The organism is Kordiimonas sp. SCSIO 12610, from assembly GCF_024398015.1.
In the GTDB taxonomy this organism is placed as follows: Bacteria; Pseudomonadota; Alphaproteobacteria; order Sphingomonadales; family Kordiimonadaceae; genus CANLMI01.
This window is the reverse complement of the sequence record NZ_CP073747.1, coordinates 2011639-2026771: the sequence shown is the minus strand read 5'-3', so window position 1 is coordinate 2026771 and position 15133 is coordinate 2011639. Positions and strand designations below refer to the sequence as shown.

General features: G+C 45.5%; 14 protein-coding genes. 5 read left to right on the top strand and 9 right to left on the bottom strand.

Going from position 1 to position 15133, the window contains the following annotated elements; genetic code table 11:
• The first annotated feature begins 21 nt into the window (after window positions 1-21).
• Both KFF44_RS09410 and fabZ read left to right on the top strand, forming a co-directional pair.
• Entirely contained in the window at window positions 22-615 is a 594-nt protein-coding gene (locus tag KFF44_RS09410; protein WP_255933681.1) for an OmpH family outer membrane protein, read from the top strand.
• Between the two features lie 84 nt (window positions 616-699).
• On the top strand, window positions 700-1143 hold the full coding sequence (gene fabZ, locus KFF44_RS09405; RefSeq protein ID WP_255933680.1) for a 3-hydroxyacyl-ACP dehydratase FabZ: 444 nt from the start codon (window positions 700-702) through the stop codon (window positions 1141-1143).
• Between the two features lie 86 nt (window positions 1144-1229).
• Here fabZ and KFF44_RS09400 read toward each other — a convergent pair whose 3' ends face one another.
• A complete protein-coding gene (locus tag KFF44_RS09400) occupies window positions 1230-2516 on the bottom strand; it encodes a citrate synthase (protein WP_255933675.1) in 1287 nt (428 codons plus the stop codon).
• Window positions 2517-2584: 68 nt separating this feature from the next.
• Window positions 2585-3994, bottom strand: a complete 1410-nt coding sequence (gene gltX, locus KFF44_RS09395) for a glutamate--tRNA ligase (protein WP_255933671.1) — start codon at window positions 3992-3994, stop codon at window positions 2585-2587.
• A gap of 247 nt (window positions 3995-4241) precedes the next feature.
• On the opposite strand from gltX, the gene KFF44_RS09390 reads away from it, so the two are divergent.
• Complete coding sequence (locus KFF44_RS09390) at window positions 4242-6296, top strand: ComEC/Rec2 family competence protein (protein ID WP_255933670.1); 2055 nt, start codon at window positions 4242-4244, stop codon at window positions 6294-6296.
• 45 nt (window positions 6297-6341) lie between these two features.
• Here the strand turns inward: KFF44_RS09390 and lexA are convergent, their stop codons facing one another.
• The 6 genes from lexA to KFF44_RS09360 all read right to left on the bottom strand — a co-directional run bounded on the left by lexA (window position 6342) and on the right by KFF44_RS09360 (window position 11228).
• Entirely contained in the window at window positions 6342-7025 is a 684-nt protein-coding gene (gene lexA / locus KFF44_RS09385; RefSeq protein WP_255933668.1) for a transcriptional repressor LexA, read from the bottom strand.
• A gap of 92 nt (window positions 7026-7117) precedes the next feature.
• Window positions 7118-8311 (bottom strand): gephyrin-like molybdotransferase Glp, encoded by a 1194-nt coding sequence (gene glp, locus KFF44_RS09380; protein ID WP_255933663.1) that lies wholly within the window; start codon window positions 8309-8311, stop codon window positions 7118-7120.
• Window positions 8308-8787, bottom strand: a complete 480-nt coding sequence (moaC, locus tag KFF44_RS09375; protein ID WP_255933661.1) for a cyclic pyranopterin monophosphate synthase MoaC — start codon at window positions 8785-8787, stop codon at window positions 8308-8310. The genes glp and moaC overlap by 4 nt, the downstream gene beginning before the upstream one ends.
• A 19-nt stretch (window positions 8788-8806) precedes the next feature.
• Window positions 8807-9598 carry an indole-3-glycerol phosphate synthase TrpC gene (gene trpC / locus KFF44_RS09370; protein ID WP_255933645.1) on the bottom strand — a complete coding sequence of 264 codons (792 nt, stop codon included), beginning with the start codon at window positions 9596-9598 and terminating at the stop codon, window positions 8807-8809.
• 26 nt (window positions 9599-9624) lie between these two features.
• Complete coding sequence (gene trpD, locus KFF44_RS09365) at window positions 9625-10644, bottom strand: anthranilate phosphoribosyltransferase (RefSeq protein WP_255933643.1); 1020 nt, start codon at window positions 10642-10644, stop codon at window positions 9625-9627.
• A complete protein-coding gene (locus KFF44_RS09360) occupies window positions 10644-11228 on the bottom strand; it encodes an aminodeoxychorismate/anthranilate synthase component II (protein WP_255933640.1) in 585 nt (194 codons plus the stop codon). The genes trpD and KFF44_RS09360 overlap by 1 nt, the downstream gene beginning before the upstream one ends.
• Window positions 11229-11394: 166 nt before the next feature.
• Here KFF44_RS09360 and KFF44_RS09355 point away from each other — a divergent pair, with 166 nt between their 5' ends.
• Both KFF44_RS09355 and KFF44_RS09350 read left to right on the top strand, forming a co-directional pair.
• Window positions 11395-12570: a divergent polysaccharide deacetylase family protein gene (locus tag KFF44_RS09355; RefSeq protein ID WP_255933638.1), complete on the top strand. Its 1176-nt coding sequence runs from the start codon at window positions 11395-11397 to the stop codon at window positions 12568-12570.
• A gap of 51 nt (window positions 12571-12621) precedes the next feature.
• Window positions 12622-13581, top strand: a complete 960-nt coding sequence (locus KFF44_RS09350) for an SDR family NAD(P)-dependent oxidoreductase (RefSeq protein ID WP_255933635.1) — start codon at window positions 12622-12624, stop codon at window positions 13579-13581.
• A gap of 30 nt (window positions 13582-13611) precedes the next feature.
• Here the strand turns inward: KFF44_RS09350 and trpE are convergent, their stop codons facing one another.
• Entirely contained in the window at window positions 13612-15120 is a 1509-nt protein-coding gene (trpE, locus tag KFF44_RS09345) for an anthranilate synthase component I (RefSeq protein WP_255933628.1), read from the bottom strand.
• Window positions 15121-15133 lie beyond the last annotated feature (13 nt).

The window sequence follows — 15133 nt, the reverse complement described above, 5'->3', positions numbered from 1 at the left end:
ACACTATTTAAGGAACTAGCTATGGCCTCTGTGCTTAAAATGATAAAAATTACTGCGGCTGCGATGATCGCATTTTTAGGATTGGGAACCGCTCTTGACGCACAACAGATCCTGATTGTTGACGATGAACGCGTGGAACGTGAAGCCGCAGCCTATAAAGACTTTAACCTTCAGGTGAATGAAATTCGCCAGAACATCGTGCAGCTTCGTAATTTTGTCGCACGTGGCGGGCAGCTGGAGCAGTTGCTAGCGGACCTTGAGAAACGAAAATCAATCATTGGTAACGACAAGTACGAAGAAGAAAAGAAGGGATTGGAGACACAGTTTGTGAATGCACAGCGTGCTCTTCAGATTTCAGAACTTCAGTTTGATAAGCTCCGTCAGGAAGCTGCGACACAAGTTGAGCGTGCGCGCCAGCCTGTAATTCGCAAAATCCTTGCAGACCGTAGTGCACAAATCATTATGATTAAGCGCCTTGTTATGGGCGCAGCATCCGGTATCGATGTGACAACTGAATTTATCGAACAACTCGATGCAGAGTTGCCAGCTGTAACGCTTACATTGCCACAGCGCACTGTTCCACAGAATTCTGCGACACCGACAGACGGCAATTAAGTTTAATATACGTTAGTTTAAGGCCTTCAGGTAAGATGATTACCTGAAGGCTGTTTTATTTGAAAAAGCTCTTAGGAGGCTGAAATGGAATTCAACATAAATCAGATTATGGAATTAATTCCACACCGTTATCCATTCTTGTTAATTGATAAAGTGGTTGATGTCGTACCGGGTGAAAGCGCAAAAGGCATTAAGAATGTTACGATTAACGAGCCATTTTTCCCTGGGCATTTCCCCCAAAAGCCGGTTATGCCAGGCGTGCTTATTTTAGAAGCGATGGCGCAAACCGCTGCGGTCATCGCTGTTGATTTTCTTGGTGAAGATGCGCAGGGCCGCGTTGTTTATTTTATGGGCATTGATGGGGCGAAATTCCGCAAACCAGTTGAACCAGGCGATCGACTGGAAATGAAACTTACGAAAACCCGCGGCGGCGGTGCCGTGTGGAAGTTTGATGCCGAAGCAACAGTTGATGGCACAATGGTTTGTCAAGCAAAGCTTACTGCCATGTTGGGCGCTAAGGAAGATTGATAGTTTTTGATCAGATGATCAAACACTCTATATACTAAAAAGCCCGGTCATTTGACCGGGCTTTTTAGTATCATTTGTTATATGTATTAACGCTGATCAACCGGAACATAATCCCGTGCTGCTGCACCAGTATATAGCTGGCGAGGACGACCAATTTTCTGTGTTGGATCTTCTACCATTTCTTTCCACTGAGCAATCCAGCCGCTTGTACGGGCAAGAGCAAACAGAACAGTGAACATCTCTGTTGGGAAGCCCATGGCTTTTAGGATGATACCTGAATAGAAATCCACGTTCGGGTAGAGTTTCTTCGCGATGAAATATTCGTCCTCAAGAGCGATTTTTTCAAGTTCCATTGCAACATCAAATAGCGGATCGTCAACACCTAGTTCTGCAAGAACCTTGTGCGCTGTGTCGCGCATAACAGTCGCGCGTGGATCAAAGTTTTTATAGACACGATGACCAAAGCCCATAAGACGGAAAGGATCGTTCTTGTCTTTCGCGCGCGCTACAAACTCAGGAATACGATCAACAGTGCCGATTTCCTGAAGCATGTTGAGGCAGGCCTCATTTGCGCCGCCGTGTGCAGGACCCCAAAGGCATGCGATACCAGCAGCGATACATGCGAACGGGTTCGCACCTGATGAACCAGCAAGGCGAACTGTTGATGTTGATGCGTTCTGCTCGTGATCAGCGTGAAGGATGAAAATAAGATCCATCGCACGCTCTAGTGTTGGGCTTACTTTATATTCAGCAGCAGGAACAGAGAACATCATCTTCAGGAAGTTGCCGGCATATGACAGGTCATTCTGAGGATAGACAAAAGGCTGTCCGATTGAATATTTATAGGCCATTGCCGCAATTGTTGGTATTTTCGCAATCATGCGATAGCTAGCAACCATACGCTGATGCGGATCATTGATGTCTGTGCTGTCATGGTAGAACGCAGCGAGGGCACCCACGACACCGACCATAATTGCCATTGGGTGTGCGTCGCGGCGGAAACCGCTGAAGAAGCGATGAAGTTGCTCATGGACCATTGTGTGGTGCGTGATATCATGAACAAACTTATCTTTTTCGGCTTTGCTTGGAAGGTCACCGTATAAAAGAAGGTAGCAACATTCCATAAAGTCGCTTTGTTCAGCAAGTTGTTCGATTGGGTATCCACGGTATAAAAGCTGGCCTTTTTCACCGTCGATGAATGTAATGCTGGATTCGCAGCTCGCTGTTGATGTGAAGCCTGGATCGAATGTGAACATATCTGATTGCGCGTATAATTTACGCACATCGATAACCTTCGGGCCCACAGAGCCTTCCATTATAGGTAGATCAATGTCAAGGCCATTACCTGATAGCTTTAGGGGATCGTTTGACATGGTCTTACTCCTTCTTTCTTATGGTTTTACCCTGACTGATAGCCAGAGAGGGTTTGGTAATGCCACACTCAGCACACGTCAGAAAGACGACTAATTGTCTCGTCTTTTCCAAGTATTTCAAGCGTTTCAACAAGATCACCGGATTGCTTACCCCCGGTGACTGCTGCCCGAACAGGCTGCATTACCTTGCCTAGTTTTAAGTCCTCAGCTTCTGCAAAGGACATGATGGTAGCTTTGATATCAGACCCTATCCATGACGGGAGATCTGAAAGCTGATCTTTCAAGGAAGCGAGAATAGGTTTCGTTTCCTCAGTAATTTGTTTTTTCGCTTTTTCGCTAATCTCTAGCGGGCGAATATTACAGAATAAAGAAGTTGGCTCAATTAGGTCGCCAATTCGTTTCGCACGCTCTTTAATCGAAGGCATGGCTTGAACGACTTTACCTTGTTCTGTATCGTCAATTGGTTTTCCAATCGCGTGCTCGATGTTTTCTTTGATCAAAGCGAACAAAGTGCTGTCTTCGCATTCTTTCATATAATGAGCGTTTACAAAGTCCAGTTTGTCAAAATCAAAACGGGCAGGGGCGCGGCCAACGTTATCAAGCGTAAACCATTCGATGGCTTGCTTGGTAGTGATGATTTCGTCATCACCGTGGCTCCAGCCTAGGCGTAAAAGATAATTACGCATCGCTTCAGGTAAAAAGCCCATGTCTTCATATGCATCCACACCCAGTGCACCATGACGCTTTGATAATTTCTTACCGTCCGGGCCGTGGATTAACGGGATATGGGCAAAGGTTGGAATATCCCATCCCATCATATGATAAATTTGATATTGTCTGAACGCATTATTCAAATGATCATCGCCGCGAATTACATGCGTAACGCCCATATCATGATCATCAACAACAACAGATAGCATGTAGGTTGGTGTTCCATCAGATCGCAAAATAACCATGTCATCCAGTTCACTATTGGATACAGTCACCGATCCTTGAACAGCGTCGACAATGGTTGTTTCGCCGTCACGTGGCATTTTTACTCGGACAACCGGTTGAACCCCATCTGGCGCTTCTGAAGGATCACGGTCACGCCACAGGTCACCGCGGAAGGGTTTGCCTTCTGCACGGGCATTATCGCGTGCTTCTGCGGTTTCTTCCTGGCTAGCATAACAATAATAAGCATTGCCGCTCGCTAATAGGGCATTTGCCACCTCTCTGTGGCGCTCAGCTTGCGCAAATTGACTAACAGCATCACCAGACCAATTGAGCCCCAGCCATTTCATGCCTGTAATAATTGCGTCGATTGCTTCGGCAGTTGATCTTTTTCTGTCCGTATCTTCGATGCGAAGAAGAAAGTCGCCACCATGATGGTGTGCAAATAGCCAGTTATAGAGTGCGGTTCTGGCGCCGCCAATATGAAGGAACCCTGTTGGTGACGGTGCAAACCGTGTTACTACCTTGGGCATGTCAGTGGGCATGCTCGGCTCTCGACCCTTATTTATTGCGTTACATTAAGGATGGTGTGAAACTGCGTAAAACACCAATCGTGGAAATTTGTCTGGGTTGTAGCATATGTTTTTCTAGAATACAAATTTGAGGCCACTAAAAATCGAGATAAATTGCGGTACTCACAGCGTTTTTATCAAGTGAAGCGTTGTCTCTCTTCGGCTCGAAAGTGTTGGGATGAATTTGACCTTACGGAATATTATAGCTTCAGCGAAAGCAGTGAAATTATCTCTGCATAGCGAATGGCGAATATTTTATGGGGCTATATGTTTCGCTCTCGGGCTCGCGCTCTATTATACGCTGCCGTTTGATCTTCCTGTCAGTATTCCTGCTATGGTTTTTGTTACGATGTTGGCTTTTCAGAGGCCACGATATAGGAAAGCGAACCCTGCCTATATAAGTGTTATTTTATTTGCTGCGGGTATTTTATATGCATGCCTCAGGATTGAATATGCTGATCATCATTTTATCGAAGAAACAGTATATTTTAGCGGTGAAGCTATCATCGAAGACATTCAGGAGCGCGAGAATGCCCCTGTTCGTTTGACTTTAGAGAACTTGCAATCGTTAAGCGATGAGACCATGAAGTTCAATAAGGTTAGACTGTTTGTTCGAACAAAAATCCCTGAGTATTTACTCGCTGGTGATAAAATACGATTTTCCGCAGTTCTTGAGCGGCCTCAAGGTAAACTAAGCCCCACAGGCTATGATTTTGCGCGAGCAGCATATTTTGACGGTGTTCAGGCCTCTGGTTACGTCACTACGGATATAGAGAGGGCTCAATTTGATAACCATAACGGCGCTTCGATCGGCAGAGTTCGTCAGGAAATTGCCGAAAAGCTTGTTCGCTTAATTCCCGGCGAAGCAGGGGGCTTGGCTGCTGCCCTTATTGTTGGGCGGCGTAGTTATTTATCCGACGATGCGATTGATAACCTTCGAGCAAGCGGACTTGCGCATATGCTTGCGATTTCCGGCTTGCATATGGGGTTATTTGTTGGCGCTGCTTTTTTTATGTTTGAGTTTGTTTTCTTATTCGTTCCGATCGCATCGCCAAATATTAACGGACGAAAACTCGCTGCGATTTTTGCATGGATAGCAGCAACGGGATATCTTTTATTATCAGGTATGAGTGTTGCAACCATTCGGGCATTTGTAATCGCGACAATAGCGATTGTTGCCATTCTTCTCGACCGTCGTGTTGTGTCCTTAAGAAGTATAGCAATTGCAGCATGGGCAATTTTGATTATATCTCCGCACGCGGTAATGAGTGCTGGTTTTCAAATGTCATTTGCCGCAACAATCGCCTTGGTTTGTGTTTATGAAATTATAAATGAGCGCCGACGTATTAAATATGAGCAGGATCAACCGGTATTCCGTACAGACCAGTCATTTATTACACGGTTCGGGCAAAATATAGGGCGATTTATCGGTTATACTTCGCTGACGACTGTGATTGCACAAATTGCGATTTTACCAATCGCATTGTTTCATTTTCAGTCAGTGGCAGTTTTGGGTCTATTTTCTAATCTTGTTGCTGTACCTGTTTTGCTATTCATTGTCGTACCTTTTGGTTTCTTGAGTGCAGTTCTCGGTATTTTGGGGTTGGAGGCGCTATCCCTGCCTTTCTTTGTGTGGGGTTTAGAGCAAATTCTTGATATCGCGGCGTTTGTTGCTGATGTTGAATGGTCAAGAGTATTTATGCATCCCATTCACGATTATATATTTATAATGAGTTTGTTGGTCGGTTGCGGTCTTATTCTTATTCGACATAATCGTTATGTTAGCTCCATCCTGTTCGCTATGTATTTGATGATGCCACTCACGTTTTACATAGAGCCGCCGTCTTTAATTATTACGCAGAGTGGTCATGGATTTGTTTTTCAATCAAAGAATGGCCAATTTACTTATTACAATTTACGCCTAAATAGTTTCGCAGCAGATAACTATAAAAAGCAGTGGGGACTGGGACCCCATGTGGATACAAAAAGGGGGCAGCGTTCGTGCGATGATTATGCCTGTAGTTATGATATTCTGGGTGATCGAACCGCGATAAATGTTAAGCATTTTGCGGCTCTCTATGAAGCCTGCGTAGCAGGTGATATCGTGATTATCCTGCGTAAATGGGTCAACTATTGCCGCAGCAATAATCTTGTGATTATCAAAGAACAATTGGCAACTGAAGGGCCGTTATTTATCTATGAAAACGATAACCAGAATAATCTTATTTGGGTGAATGATAAGAAAAATAGGCGCCCTTGGTCCGGTGCTGAATAGGGCTGCCTATTTCCAAAAAAATGAAGTTAATATGCGCGTGAGCGACTAATGATATTGGCGTAGTAAACCAACAAGTCGCCCTTGAACTTGTACCCGGTCAGCTTCCAGTTTCTGTGTTGAATAATCGCGGTTAGCAGGTACTAGATTTACAAAACGACCTTCATGCTGAATAGTTTTCAATGTTGCTTCTTCACGGTCCACAAGAGCAACAACGACTTCGCCGTTACGGGCAGAGTTGCAGCTTTCTATCACAACGGTATCCCCGTCGAGAATTCCCATTTCAATCATGGAGTCACCAGAAATTTCAAGCGCATAGCACTTGCCACTGGCTGCCATAGCTGAGGGAACCGAAATGAAACTATCGTTATTTTCTAGCGCTTCAATTGGTGTACCCGCAGCGATTTTCCCATGAAGTGGTAATTCCATAAATTCATCATTGGATGATGATGTTGCTGAGGAAGATGGCCCGAAGTTTCCACTTATAACATTTTCAGGCTTTTTGTCTGCCTTTGCATTATCTGGTGTCTTTAAAACTTCAAGGGCGCGGGCACGGTTTGCCATTCGTTTGATGAAACCACGTTCCTCAAGTGCATTTATTAGCCTGTGAACCCCGGATTTGGACTTAAGGCCCAAAGCATCCTTCATTTCGTCAAAAGACGGGGAGATCCCATTTTCTTCCAAACGTTCTTGAATGAAGACCAAAAGCTGGTGTTGTTTAGACGTTAGCATAGCACAATCCAAATTTGTTTCACATATGTTCTTCTTTAGTTCTCTTTTGGTGGATGGTCAAGAACAAAAAGAGAATTTCTAAAGTATGAAGCCTAAAATGGAAGGAACAACACTGGTTCACCTGCTTTCACTTCTGGCGCGTCAACGGGGCGTACAATCAACCCATCACTTTGCGAGAGTACGCTTAGTAAGCTGCTATCTTGTGACGCTGCAGGGTCAACCATTCGCTGCCCGGGTATGCCAATCAGACGGGCCCGCATATAATGCTGTCTAACGCCATTGGCAGGAAGGTCAACAGCGCTTGGCAATAAAACGCCAGTTGGCAAAGGGGCCGGGCGACCCATCAATTTATCGATCAGTGGGCGGACAAACACCAATGCACAAACGAAAGCTGATACGGGATTGCCAGGTAGTCCGATAACAAATCGGTTATTGATTTTGCCGAAAATCATAGGCTTACCGGGGCGCATAGCAATTTTCCAGAAATCGAGTTCCATTCCTTCTGCTTTTAATGCCTCTTGCACATAGTCTCTATCCCCAACGCTGGCCCCTCCAACCGTTATTAAAATATCGGCGTCTGACGAATTGCGGATCGCTGCTTTGATGGCATCAGGGTTGTCTTTTATTGCCCCAAGCGATGAGGCCGTCGCTCCGGCATCATTAAAAAAACTAAGGAGGGTAGGCGTTAGCGAGTCAATCGTTTCCTGCGGCCCGAACGTATCCTGATCCGGTTTTGCTAGCTCGTCGCCTGTTGTTAAAATCGCAATTTTCGGTGCGCGGTGAACCATTACGTGACTATGGCCGCTACCCGCTATTAACCCGATTGACTTAGGTGTTATGAAGGTTCCTGCATCGCAAACAATCTGTTTTGCAGCGAAATCATTGCCAGCAAATCTGATGTTTTTACCAGGAGCTGCATTTTCCTGAATGTTGATATTGTCTCCGTCACGGTTAACATTTTCCTGGATAATGACCTGGTCAGCGCCATTTGGAACAGGTGCGCCCGTGTAAATTTGCATTGCCTCGCCAGGTTTCAGCTCAGAAATTTTCGATTGGCCCGCAGCTGATGTGCTCGTCACTTTGAGCGTAACAGGTCCACCTGATAAGTCGCTACTGTTTACAGCGTACCCATCCATAGCAGATAAGTCACAGCCTGGCTGTGATTTGCGCGCTGCAAGGGGTGCAGCAAGTACCCGTCCAACGGATGCTTCTACCGCAAGGCGCTCGGTGGTGAGAGGAACAGCATCATCAACGATGCGGTGAAATGCATTTTCAACCGATATCATGTGTCAATAGCCTCGTATTTACCTGATTTACCGCCTTCTTTCGAAAGTAGGCGAATACCATCGATAATCATATCCTTTTGAACGGCTTTTGCCATATCATATATGGTAAGAAGGGCCGTTGATGCCGCCGACAATGCTTCCATTTCTACGCCGGTTTGCCCGCCTACCTTCACAAGCGTTTCTACGCGAATTTTATTCTTTAGACTGGTGTCGAAATCAACGGTAACTTTGGTAATGGCGAGGGGATGGCAAAGAGGAATAAGTTCGCTCGTCTTTTTGGCGGCCATGATGCCTGCAATACGGGCCGTTGCCAAAACATCGCCTTTCTTGAGGCTATTGGCTTTGATTTGGTTAAGTGTCTCAGTAGACATATGGATATAGCCTTCAGCGATAGCAGTACGGCTGGTGATCGCTTTCTCACTCACATCTACCATGTGAGCAGCGCCTTTTTCATCAATATGACTAAGCTTATCCATCAAAGACCCTTTTTAATATTTATTTTTGAAGCGCTTTTACGGCTGCCTCAACATCCTTTTGCCGCATAAAGGTCTCGCCAATCAAAAAACAACCAGCCCCCAATTCTTCACATTTCGCCAGGTCTTCACGTGTTTTCAGGCCCGATTCAGCAACAAGTATATAATCGTCGCCCAGATTTCTGGCGAGGGACAATGTTGTATCCAGTGATACATCCATTGTTTTAAGATTGCGATTGTTGATGCCAAGCAGCTTGCTTCTGAGTTTGAGGGCTCGTTCCAATTCTTCAGCATTATGTACTTCGATAAGCACGTCCATGCCGTAGTCAAAGGCAGCTGCCTCTAAGTCTTGTGCTAAGGCATCATCAAGTGCTGCCATAATCAGGAGAATACAATCAGCACCAAGTCCCCGTGCTTCAGTAACCTGATATGTGTCGATCATGAAATCTTTTCTAAGCGCTGGGATTTTAACCGAATTTCTTGCGGTAACTAAATAGTCATCATGGCCCTGAAAATACGGAATATCTGTGAGGACTGATAAGCAAGCTGCCCCGCCGCGTTCATACGCTTGCGCGAGGACTTTGGGGTCAAAATCCTCTGGTCGAATAAGCCCTTTTGATGGACTTGCTTTTTTGATTTCACAAATGAAGCCATATTCATCGTTCAGGCGTTTCGTTCTAAGCGCGTTTAGGAAACCGCGCGTTGGCGATGCAGCCTTGGCCCGATTTTCTTGTTCACTTAGTGAAATTGATGATTTTACTGCATCAACATGCTCGCGCTTTTTATCGCATATTTCTTTTAATATATCAGTCATTTAAAATTGATATCTCATGTTAATTCTTAAGAATGTGTTTGAGTGAATTCAACCCATTCAGCCAATTTCGCCTTTGCTTTGCCGCTGTCAATGATACTGGCGGCCATTGTTACACCGTCCTGAAGCGATTGGACCTTATTGCCAACCAACAGGGCTGCCCCTGTGTTCATCAACACAATATCGCGAAACGCAGATTTTTTGCCGTCGAATAGCATGGTGATGGCTGCTGCGTTATATTCGGCATCGTCGCCTTTTAAGTCTTCAAGCGTCGCCCGTGTTAAGCCAACGTCTTCGGGTGTTATGTCAAATTCACTAATCTGACCATTTTTGAGTTCAACAATATGGGTTTTACCCGTAGTGGTAATTTCATCCATACCATCTTCACCGTGGACAACCCAGACATGCTCACTGCCGAGGTTTTTCAGAACCTCCGCCATTGGGCGCTGCCATTTAGGATCAAAAACACCAAGGATTTGTCGTTTAGCCTGCGCTGGGTTTGATAAGGGGCCAAGTAAATTAAAAATCGTCTGTACTTTGATAGATGTACGAACAGGGGCCACAAAGCGCATCGCGCTATGGTGTGCGCGCGCGAAAAGGAAACTAAAACCCGTTTCATCAAGGCTTCTTTGAACGGCTTCCATAGAAATTTCAAGCTTTGCACCCAGCGCCTCCAATACGTCAGCAGAGCCAGACTTTGAGGAAGCAGCGCGATTGCCGTGTTTGGCGACGGGTATACCTGCGGCTACAGTAACGAAAGCGGATGCTGTGGAAATATTATAGGTCGAAATACCGGTGCCACCTGTGCCGCAAGTGTCGACAGAGTTGATCGGAGCATTAATATGTGAGGCCTTAGCGCGCATAACCTCGGCACCAGCAGTTATTTCATCCACATGTTCACCGCGTACACGTAGGCCCATTAGAAATGCAGCTGTTTGCTCAGTGCTAGCACCGCCAGACATAATGGTTTCAAATGCGCTGCGAGCCTCAACTTGGTTGAGGTATGCGCCAGTAGCGACTTTTGATAATATGGAAACAAAATCACTCATTAGGCTGCGCTCATCTCACATATATCGATGAAGTTCTTGAGAAGGGCATGCCCATAGTCGGATGCGATACTTTCCGGATGAAATTGCACGCCGTACATATTATCGGCCTTATTCTCCAACCCCATGATCAAACCATCTTCAGTTTCTGCGGTTATTGTTAATTCCGCGGGCAATGTTTCTTTATCAACGACAAGTGAATGATAGCGTGTTGCAGTGTAGGTTTCTGGAATGTCAGTGAAGACGCCCGATTGATTGTGGGTAATATCGCTGGTTTTGCCGTGCATTACATAAGGGGCGCGCACAACATCACCGCCATAATGCTGCCCGATTGCCTGATGGCCAAGGCAAACCCCAAGGAGTGGGATATGGTTTTCTTTGGCAGCGGCGATCATATCAAGACAAATCCCCGCTTCGTTTGGTGTACAGGGGCCTGGGCTTAGAATAATGCCCTGAGGTTTTAATTTGATAACGTCTTCAACTGTGATTTGATCATTACGCCATACTTTTACATCTGCCCCTAATTCGACAAAATAATGATACAAATTGTAGGTAAAGCTGTCGTAATTATCGATCAGGATATACATTCAAAACACCAAATAGTTTTAGACATTAATTTATAAATCAAGGCTAGGACATCGCGCCTTTAGCGGCAATTGTCAATCCTTGAAACAATATGGTTTGTAAAAGCCTCGTGAGGCAACTACAAAGTTTAAATATTAGGCGCTTAGTCTGTTGGGGTGGAGTAAACGAGTGAGCCGACGTAAAAAAATAATTTCGAAGCCAAATCAGCAAACCTCCGAAGAGGACCTGAAAAACGCAAGCGGCAGTGTTATCCAAATACTTAAGCTTGGTTATGGTATGCTTGTTGTCGTAGTTATACTGACACTTGGTTTCGTTGTTATCGATAATAGCGGCTTTAATAGGGTGGGTTCAGATAATCAAAGTCTACCTGATTTTAACTACACGCAAGATGCCCCTGAAGATATTGGTGACCTAACGGCAATCATTGCAGGTGAGGATGATGAGGAAATTAACATCGCTTTGCGTGATATTGATAGCTTGCTTCCTGTTACTGTAGAGAATGAGCCAGTTTCAGTGAATAAACCTGATAGCGGTTTAGAGCAACCAGCAACAAACTATGACGAGCTTGCTAGCCTCAACAGTGAGCCTGAGCACTTACCAGCGTGGCGGTCAAATGCGTCTATATGGAAGCCGGTAAAAGGCAATATCCCAAGAATTGTTATTGTGATTGATGATATGGGAATTGTTACACCAGCGAGCAGGGCACTTTCAGAAATGCAGGGGCCATATACACTGGCCTATTTGCCCTACGCTAATGGCCTGGAGGCTCAAACTAAAGCAGTTAGAAACGCAGGGCATGAATTGATCATCCATCTACCCATGGAGCCGAAAGATCCGGATGCTGACCCCGGAACAAATGCGCTAGTTTCTGGATTAAGTGCACAAGAATTTGAACGACGATTAAATTGGAACATGCAAAGGTTCGATGGGTTTGTTGGGGTGAACAATCATATGGGGTCGTTGTTGACTGAAGAAGCCGGGGCAATGGTCCATGTCATGACGAAGCTTAAGGAAAAAGACCTTCTGTTTCTCGACAGCCTGACGTCATCGAAAACAAAAGCAATTAGTGCAGCAAAAGCCGTAGGTGTACCGCACGTTTCGCGTGATGTGTTTCTGGATAATGTGAAAGATTTGAACGCGATCAAAGCACAGCTAAGAAAAGCAGAGCAGATTGCAGAAAGGCGTGGATATGCAATAGCTATTGGGCACCCATATGACGAAACATTAGAAGTTTTGCGGGAATGGCAAGGCACGCTGGATGAGCGTGGTTTTGAATTGGTCCCGTTGAGTCAGATTGTTTCGGAAAGAATGGATGAAACAGAGGCCTCTGCTATTGGTAACTAAGTGTTGGAATAGAGAAACTCTAAACAGCACAAAAATATTCTGGAGGATTTGATGTCGCAAACTTTTGGTCATGCAAGTGTCGCACTTGATGTCGTTGAAGGCTTGGATTTAACGGGTAAAACAGCTTTGGTCACGGGCGGTTCCTCTGGCCTTGGTGTCGAAACAGTGAAGGCACTGGTAAGTGTCGGCGCCGAAATCATAATGCCTGTCCGGGATGCCCAAAAAGGGAAGGGTGTTATCACCCTTATTTCTGAATTGTATCCTGATAGCTCAATTCATCTAATGGATATGGACCTAAGTGATTTTGAAAGCATAAAAAACTTTGCAGACGATTGCCTTAAGCGCTTTGATAAAATTGATATCATCATCAATAATGCAGGGATAATGGCGGGCCCGTTGGTGCGAATGAAAGAAGGCTTTGAAGGACAGTTTGCAACCAATCATCTGGGGCACTTTTTAATGACAGGTTTACTGTCATCAGCATTGTTGAAAAGTGAAAAACCGATTGTTGTTGCCCTCAGTTCAATCGCGCACCGTATTTCACCAATTGTATTTGAAGATATTCATTTCAATGAGCGAGACTATGATAAATGGTTAGCATACGGACAATCAAAAACTGCAAATGCCCTCTTTGCCTTATCCCTGGATAAGAAACTAAAGAAACATGGTGGTGCTGCATATTCGGTGCATCCCGGGGGCATTATGACAAACCTGCAAAAAGACCTAACATTTGACGAGATGAATGCCATGGGCTGGTTTGACGAGGATGGAAATCCCCGCAAGGGCTTTAAAACACCGGCGGGGGGTGCTGCAACTGCTGTATGGGCCGCGACAACTGAAGACCTAATTGATAGTGGCGGTGCGTATCTGGAAGACTGTAGCCTCGCTCAAATTGTTGAAGATCGTAGGTCTATGACAGGCATGCTACCGCATATCCAAGATGAAGCCGCCGCAGAAAAACTGTGGAAACTTTCAGAAGGTATGGTTGGTCGAACGTTTGATTTCGACTGAAATTGAAATCACCTATTTAGAGGGTATCAGTTAACCTCTGTTTGATCTCGCGAACCGAACGGCTTCTTGGGCTGCGTTGACGAGCGCACGAGCCTTGTTCTCGCATTCTTGGTATTCCATTTCTGGAACACTGTCTGCCACAATCCCTGCACCTGCTTGTACGTACATCATATTGTCTTTGACGATCGCGGTTCTGAGAACAATAGCACTATCCATAGAACCGTTGGCGCTAAAATAGCCGACGCTGCCCGCGTAAATGCCGCGTGCTGACACTTCTAGCTCGTCGATGATTTCCATGGCTCGTACCTTGGGCGCACCGGAAACGGTCCCCGCTGGAAAACCTGCGGATAAGGCATCGATAGCATCCTTATCCTCGGCGCGTTTACCTGTAACGTTTGAGACAATATGCATAACATGCGAATAATATTCGACAATATTGCGTGCAGTAACTTTAACGGTTCCGGCTTCCGCGACACGGCCAACATCATTGCGTCCGAGGTCAAGAAGCATAAGGTGCTCGGAAAGTTCTTTCTGGTCAGCAAGAAGGTCTGCCTCTAATGCAGCATCTTCTTCTGGTGTTGCACCGCGTTTACGTGTTCCTGCAATGGGGCGAATAGTAATTTCATCATCCCTTAGCCGCACCAGAATTTCTGGGCTAGAGCCAACGACGGCAAAATCGTTGAATTTAAGATGGTACATATAAGGAGACGGATTTGTTCGCCTTAATGCACGATAAAGTGAAAACGCAGGAAGCGTAAATGGCATTGAAAACCGCTGGCTGAGGACGACCTGAAAAATATCACCCGCCAATATATAATCTTTGGCTTTCTTGATCATGTCAAAAAAACGTGGTCTGCCAGTATTAGTTTCTGGCTCCGGTACCGTAGAGGGGATTTCTCCGCCCCGAAGCGGTAGCGGTGCATCCAGCCGCTCAAGCATTGTTGAAATGCGATTGTTGGCGGCATTTATCGCTGTATCTGCGTCTATTCCAGCCATGGGGCGAATAGGGGTAACCAGTGTGATCAGGTTGGTTACACTATCAAAAATAGCCATTATGGTTGGGCGAATAAAGAGACCAGTGGGTAAATCCAGTTCGTCCTCTTTCGCGGGACCTAAGGGCTCCATTTGCCGAACCATATCATATCCCATATACCCAACCAGCCCAGCTGCCATAGGAGGAAGCGGATGGGGGATATCAATCAAGCTTTCTTCTGTGAGCTTACGCAGGCCATCAAGCGGCGCTGTATCCTCTTCAATAAATTGAGTAGGAACGCCATCAATAATTTGCCTGCATATCTCTGCTTTTTCGCCGTTTGCACGCCAGATCAAATCGGGTCTTAGGCCGATGATAGAGTATCTTCCCCTTGTATCCCCACCTTCGACGGATTCAAGCAAACAGCAATAGTTTTCACCATTTGTAAGTTTTAGATAGGCAGATACCGGAGTATCCAAGTCAGCAACGAGGGTTTCAGCGTAAACAGAAGGTTTTCCAGCCTCATATTGTTTTTTAAGGCTGGATATATCAACTTGGTCGGTCACTGGCTTTGCCCTT

Bases quoted from the DNA above. Each gene is read 5' to 3' on its own strand.
- trpD (WP_255933643.1), bottom strand. From the start codon at position 10,644: ATGAGTGATTTTGTTTCCATATTATCAAAAGTCGCTACTGGCGCATAC.
- moaC (WP_255933661.1), bottom strand. From the start codon at position 8,787: ATGGATAAGCTTAGTCATATTGATGAAAAAGGCGCTGCTCACATGGTA.
- lexA (WP_255933668.1), bottom strand. From the start codon at position 7,025: ATGCTAACGTCTAAACAACACCAGCTTTTGGTCTTCATTCAAGAACGT.
- KFF44_RS09400 (WP_255933675.1), bottom strand. From the start codon at position 2,516: ATGTCAAACGATCCCCTAAAGCTATCAGGTAATGGCCTTGACATTGAT.
- KFF44_RS09360 (WP_255933640.1), bottom strand. From the start codon at position 11,228: ATGTATATCCTGATCGATAATTACGACAGCTTTACCTACAATTTGTAT.
- trpC (WP_255933645.1), bottom strand. From the start codon at position 9,598: ATGACTGATATATTAAAAGAAATATGCGATAAAAAGCGCGAGCATGTT.
- gltX (WP_255933671.1), bottom strand. From the start codon at position 3,994: ATGCCCACTGACATGCCCAAGGTAGTAACACGGTTTGCACCGTCACCA.
- fabZ (WP_255933680.1), top strand. From the start codon at position 700: ATGGAATTCAACATAAATCAGATTATGGAATTAATTCCACACCGTTAT.
- KFF44_RS09410 (WP_255933681.1), top strand. From the start codon at position 22: ATGGCCTCTGTGCTTAAAATGATAAAAATTACTGCGGCTGCGATGATC.
- glp (WP_255933663.1), bottom strand. From the start codon at position 8,311: ATGATATCGGTTGAAAATGCATTTCACCGCATCGTTGATGATGCTGTT.
- KFF44_RS09350 (WP_255933635.1), top strand. From the start codon at position 12,622: ATGTCGCAAACTTTTGGTCATGCAAGTGTCGCACTTGATGTCGTTGAA.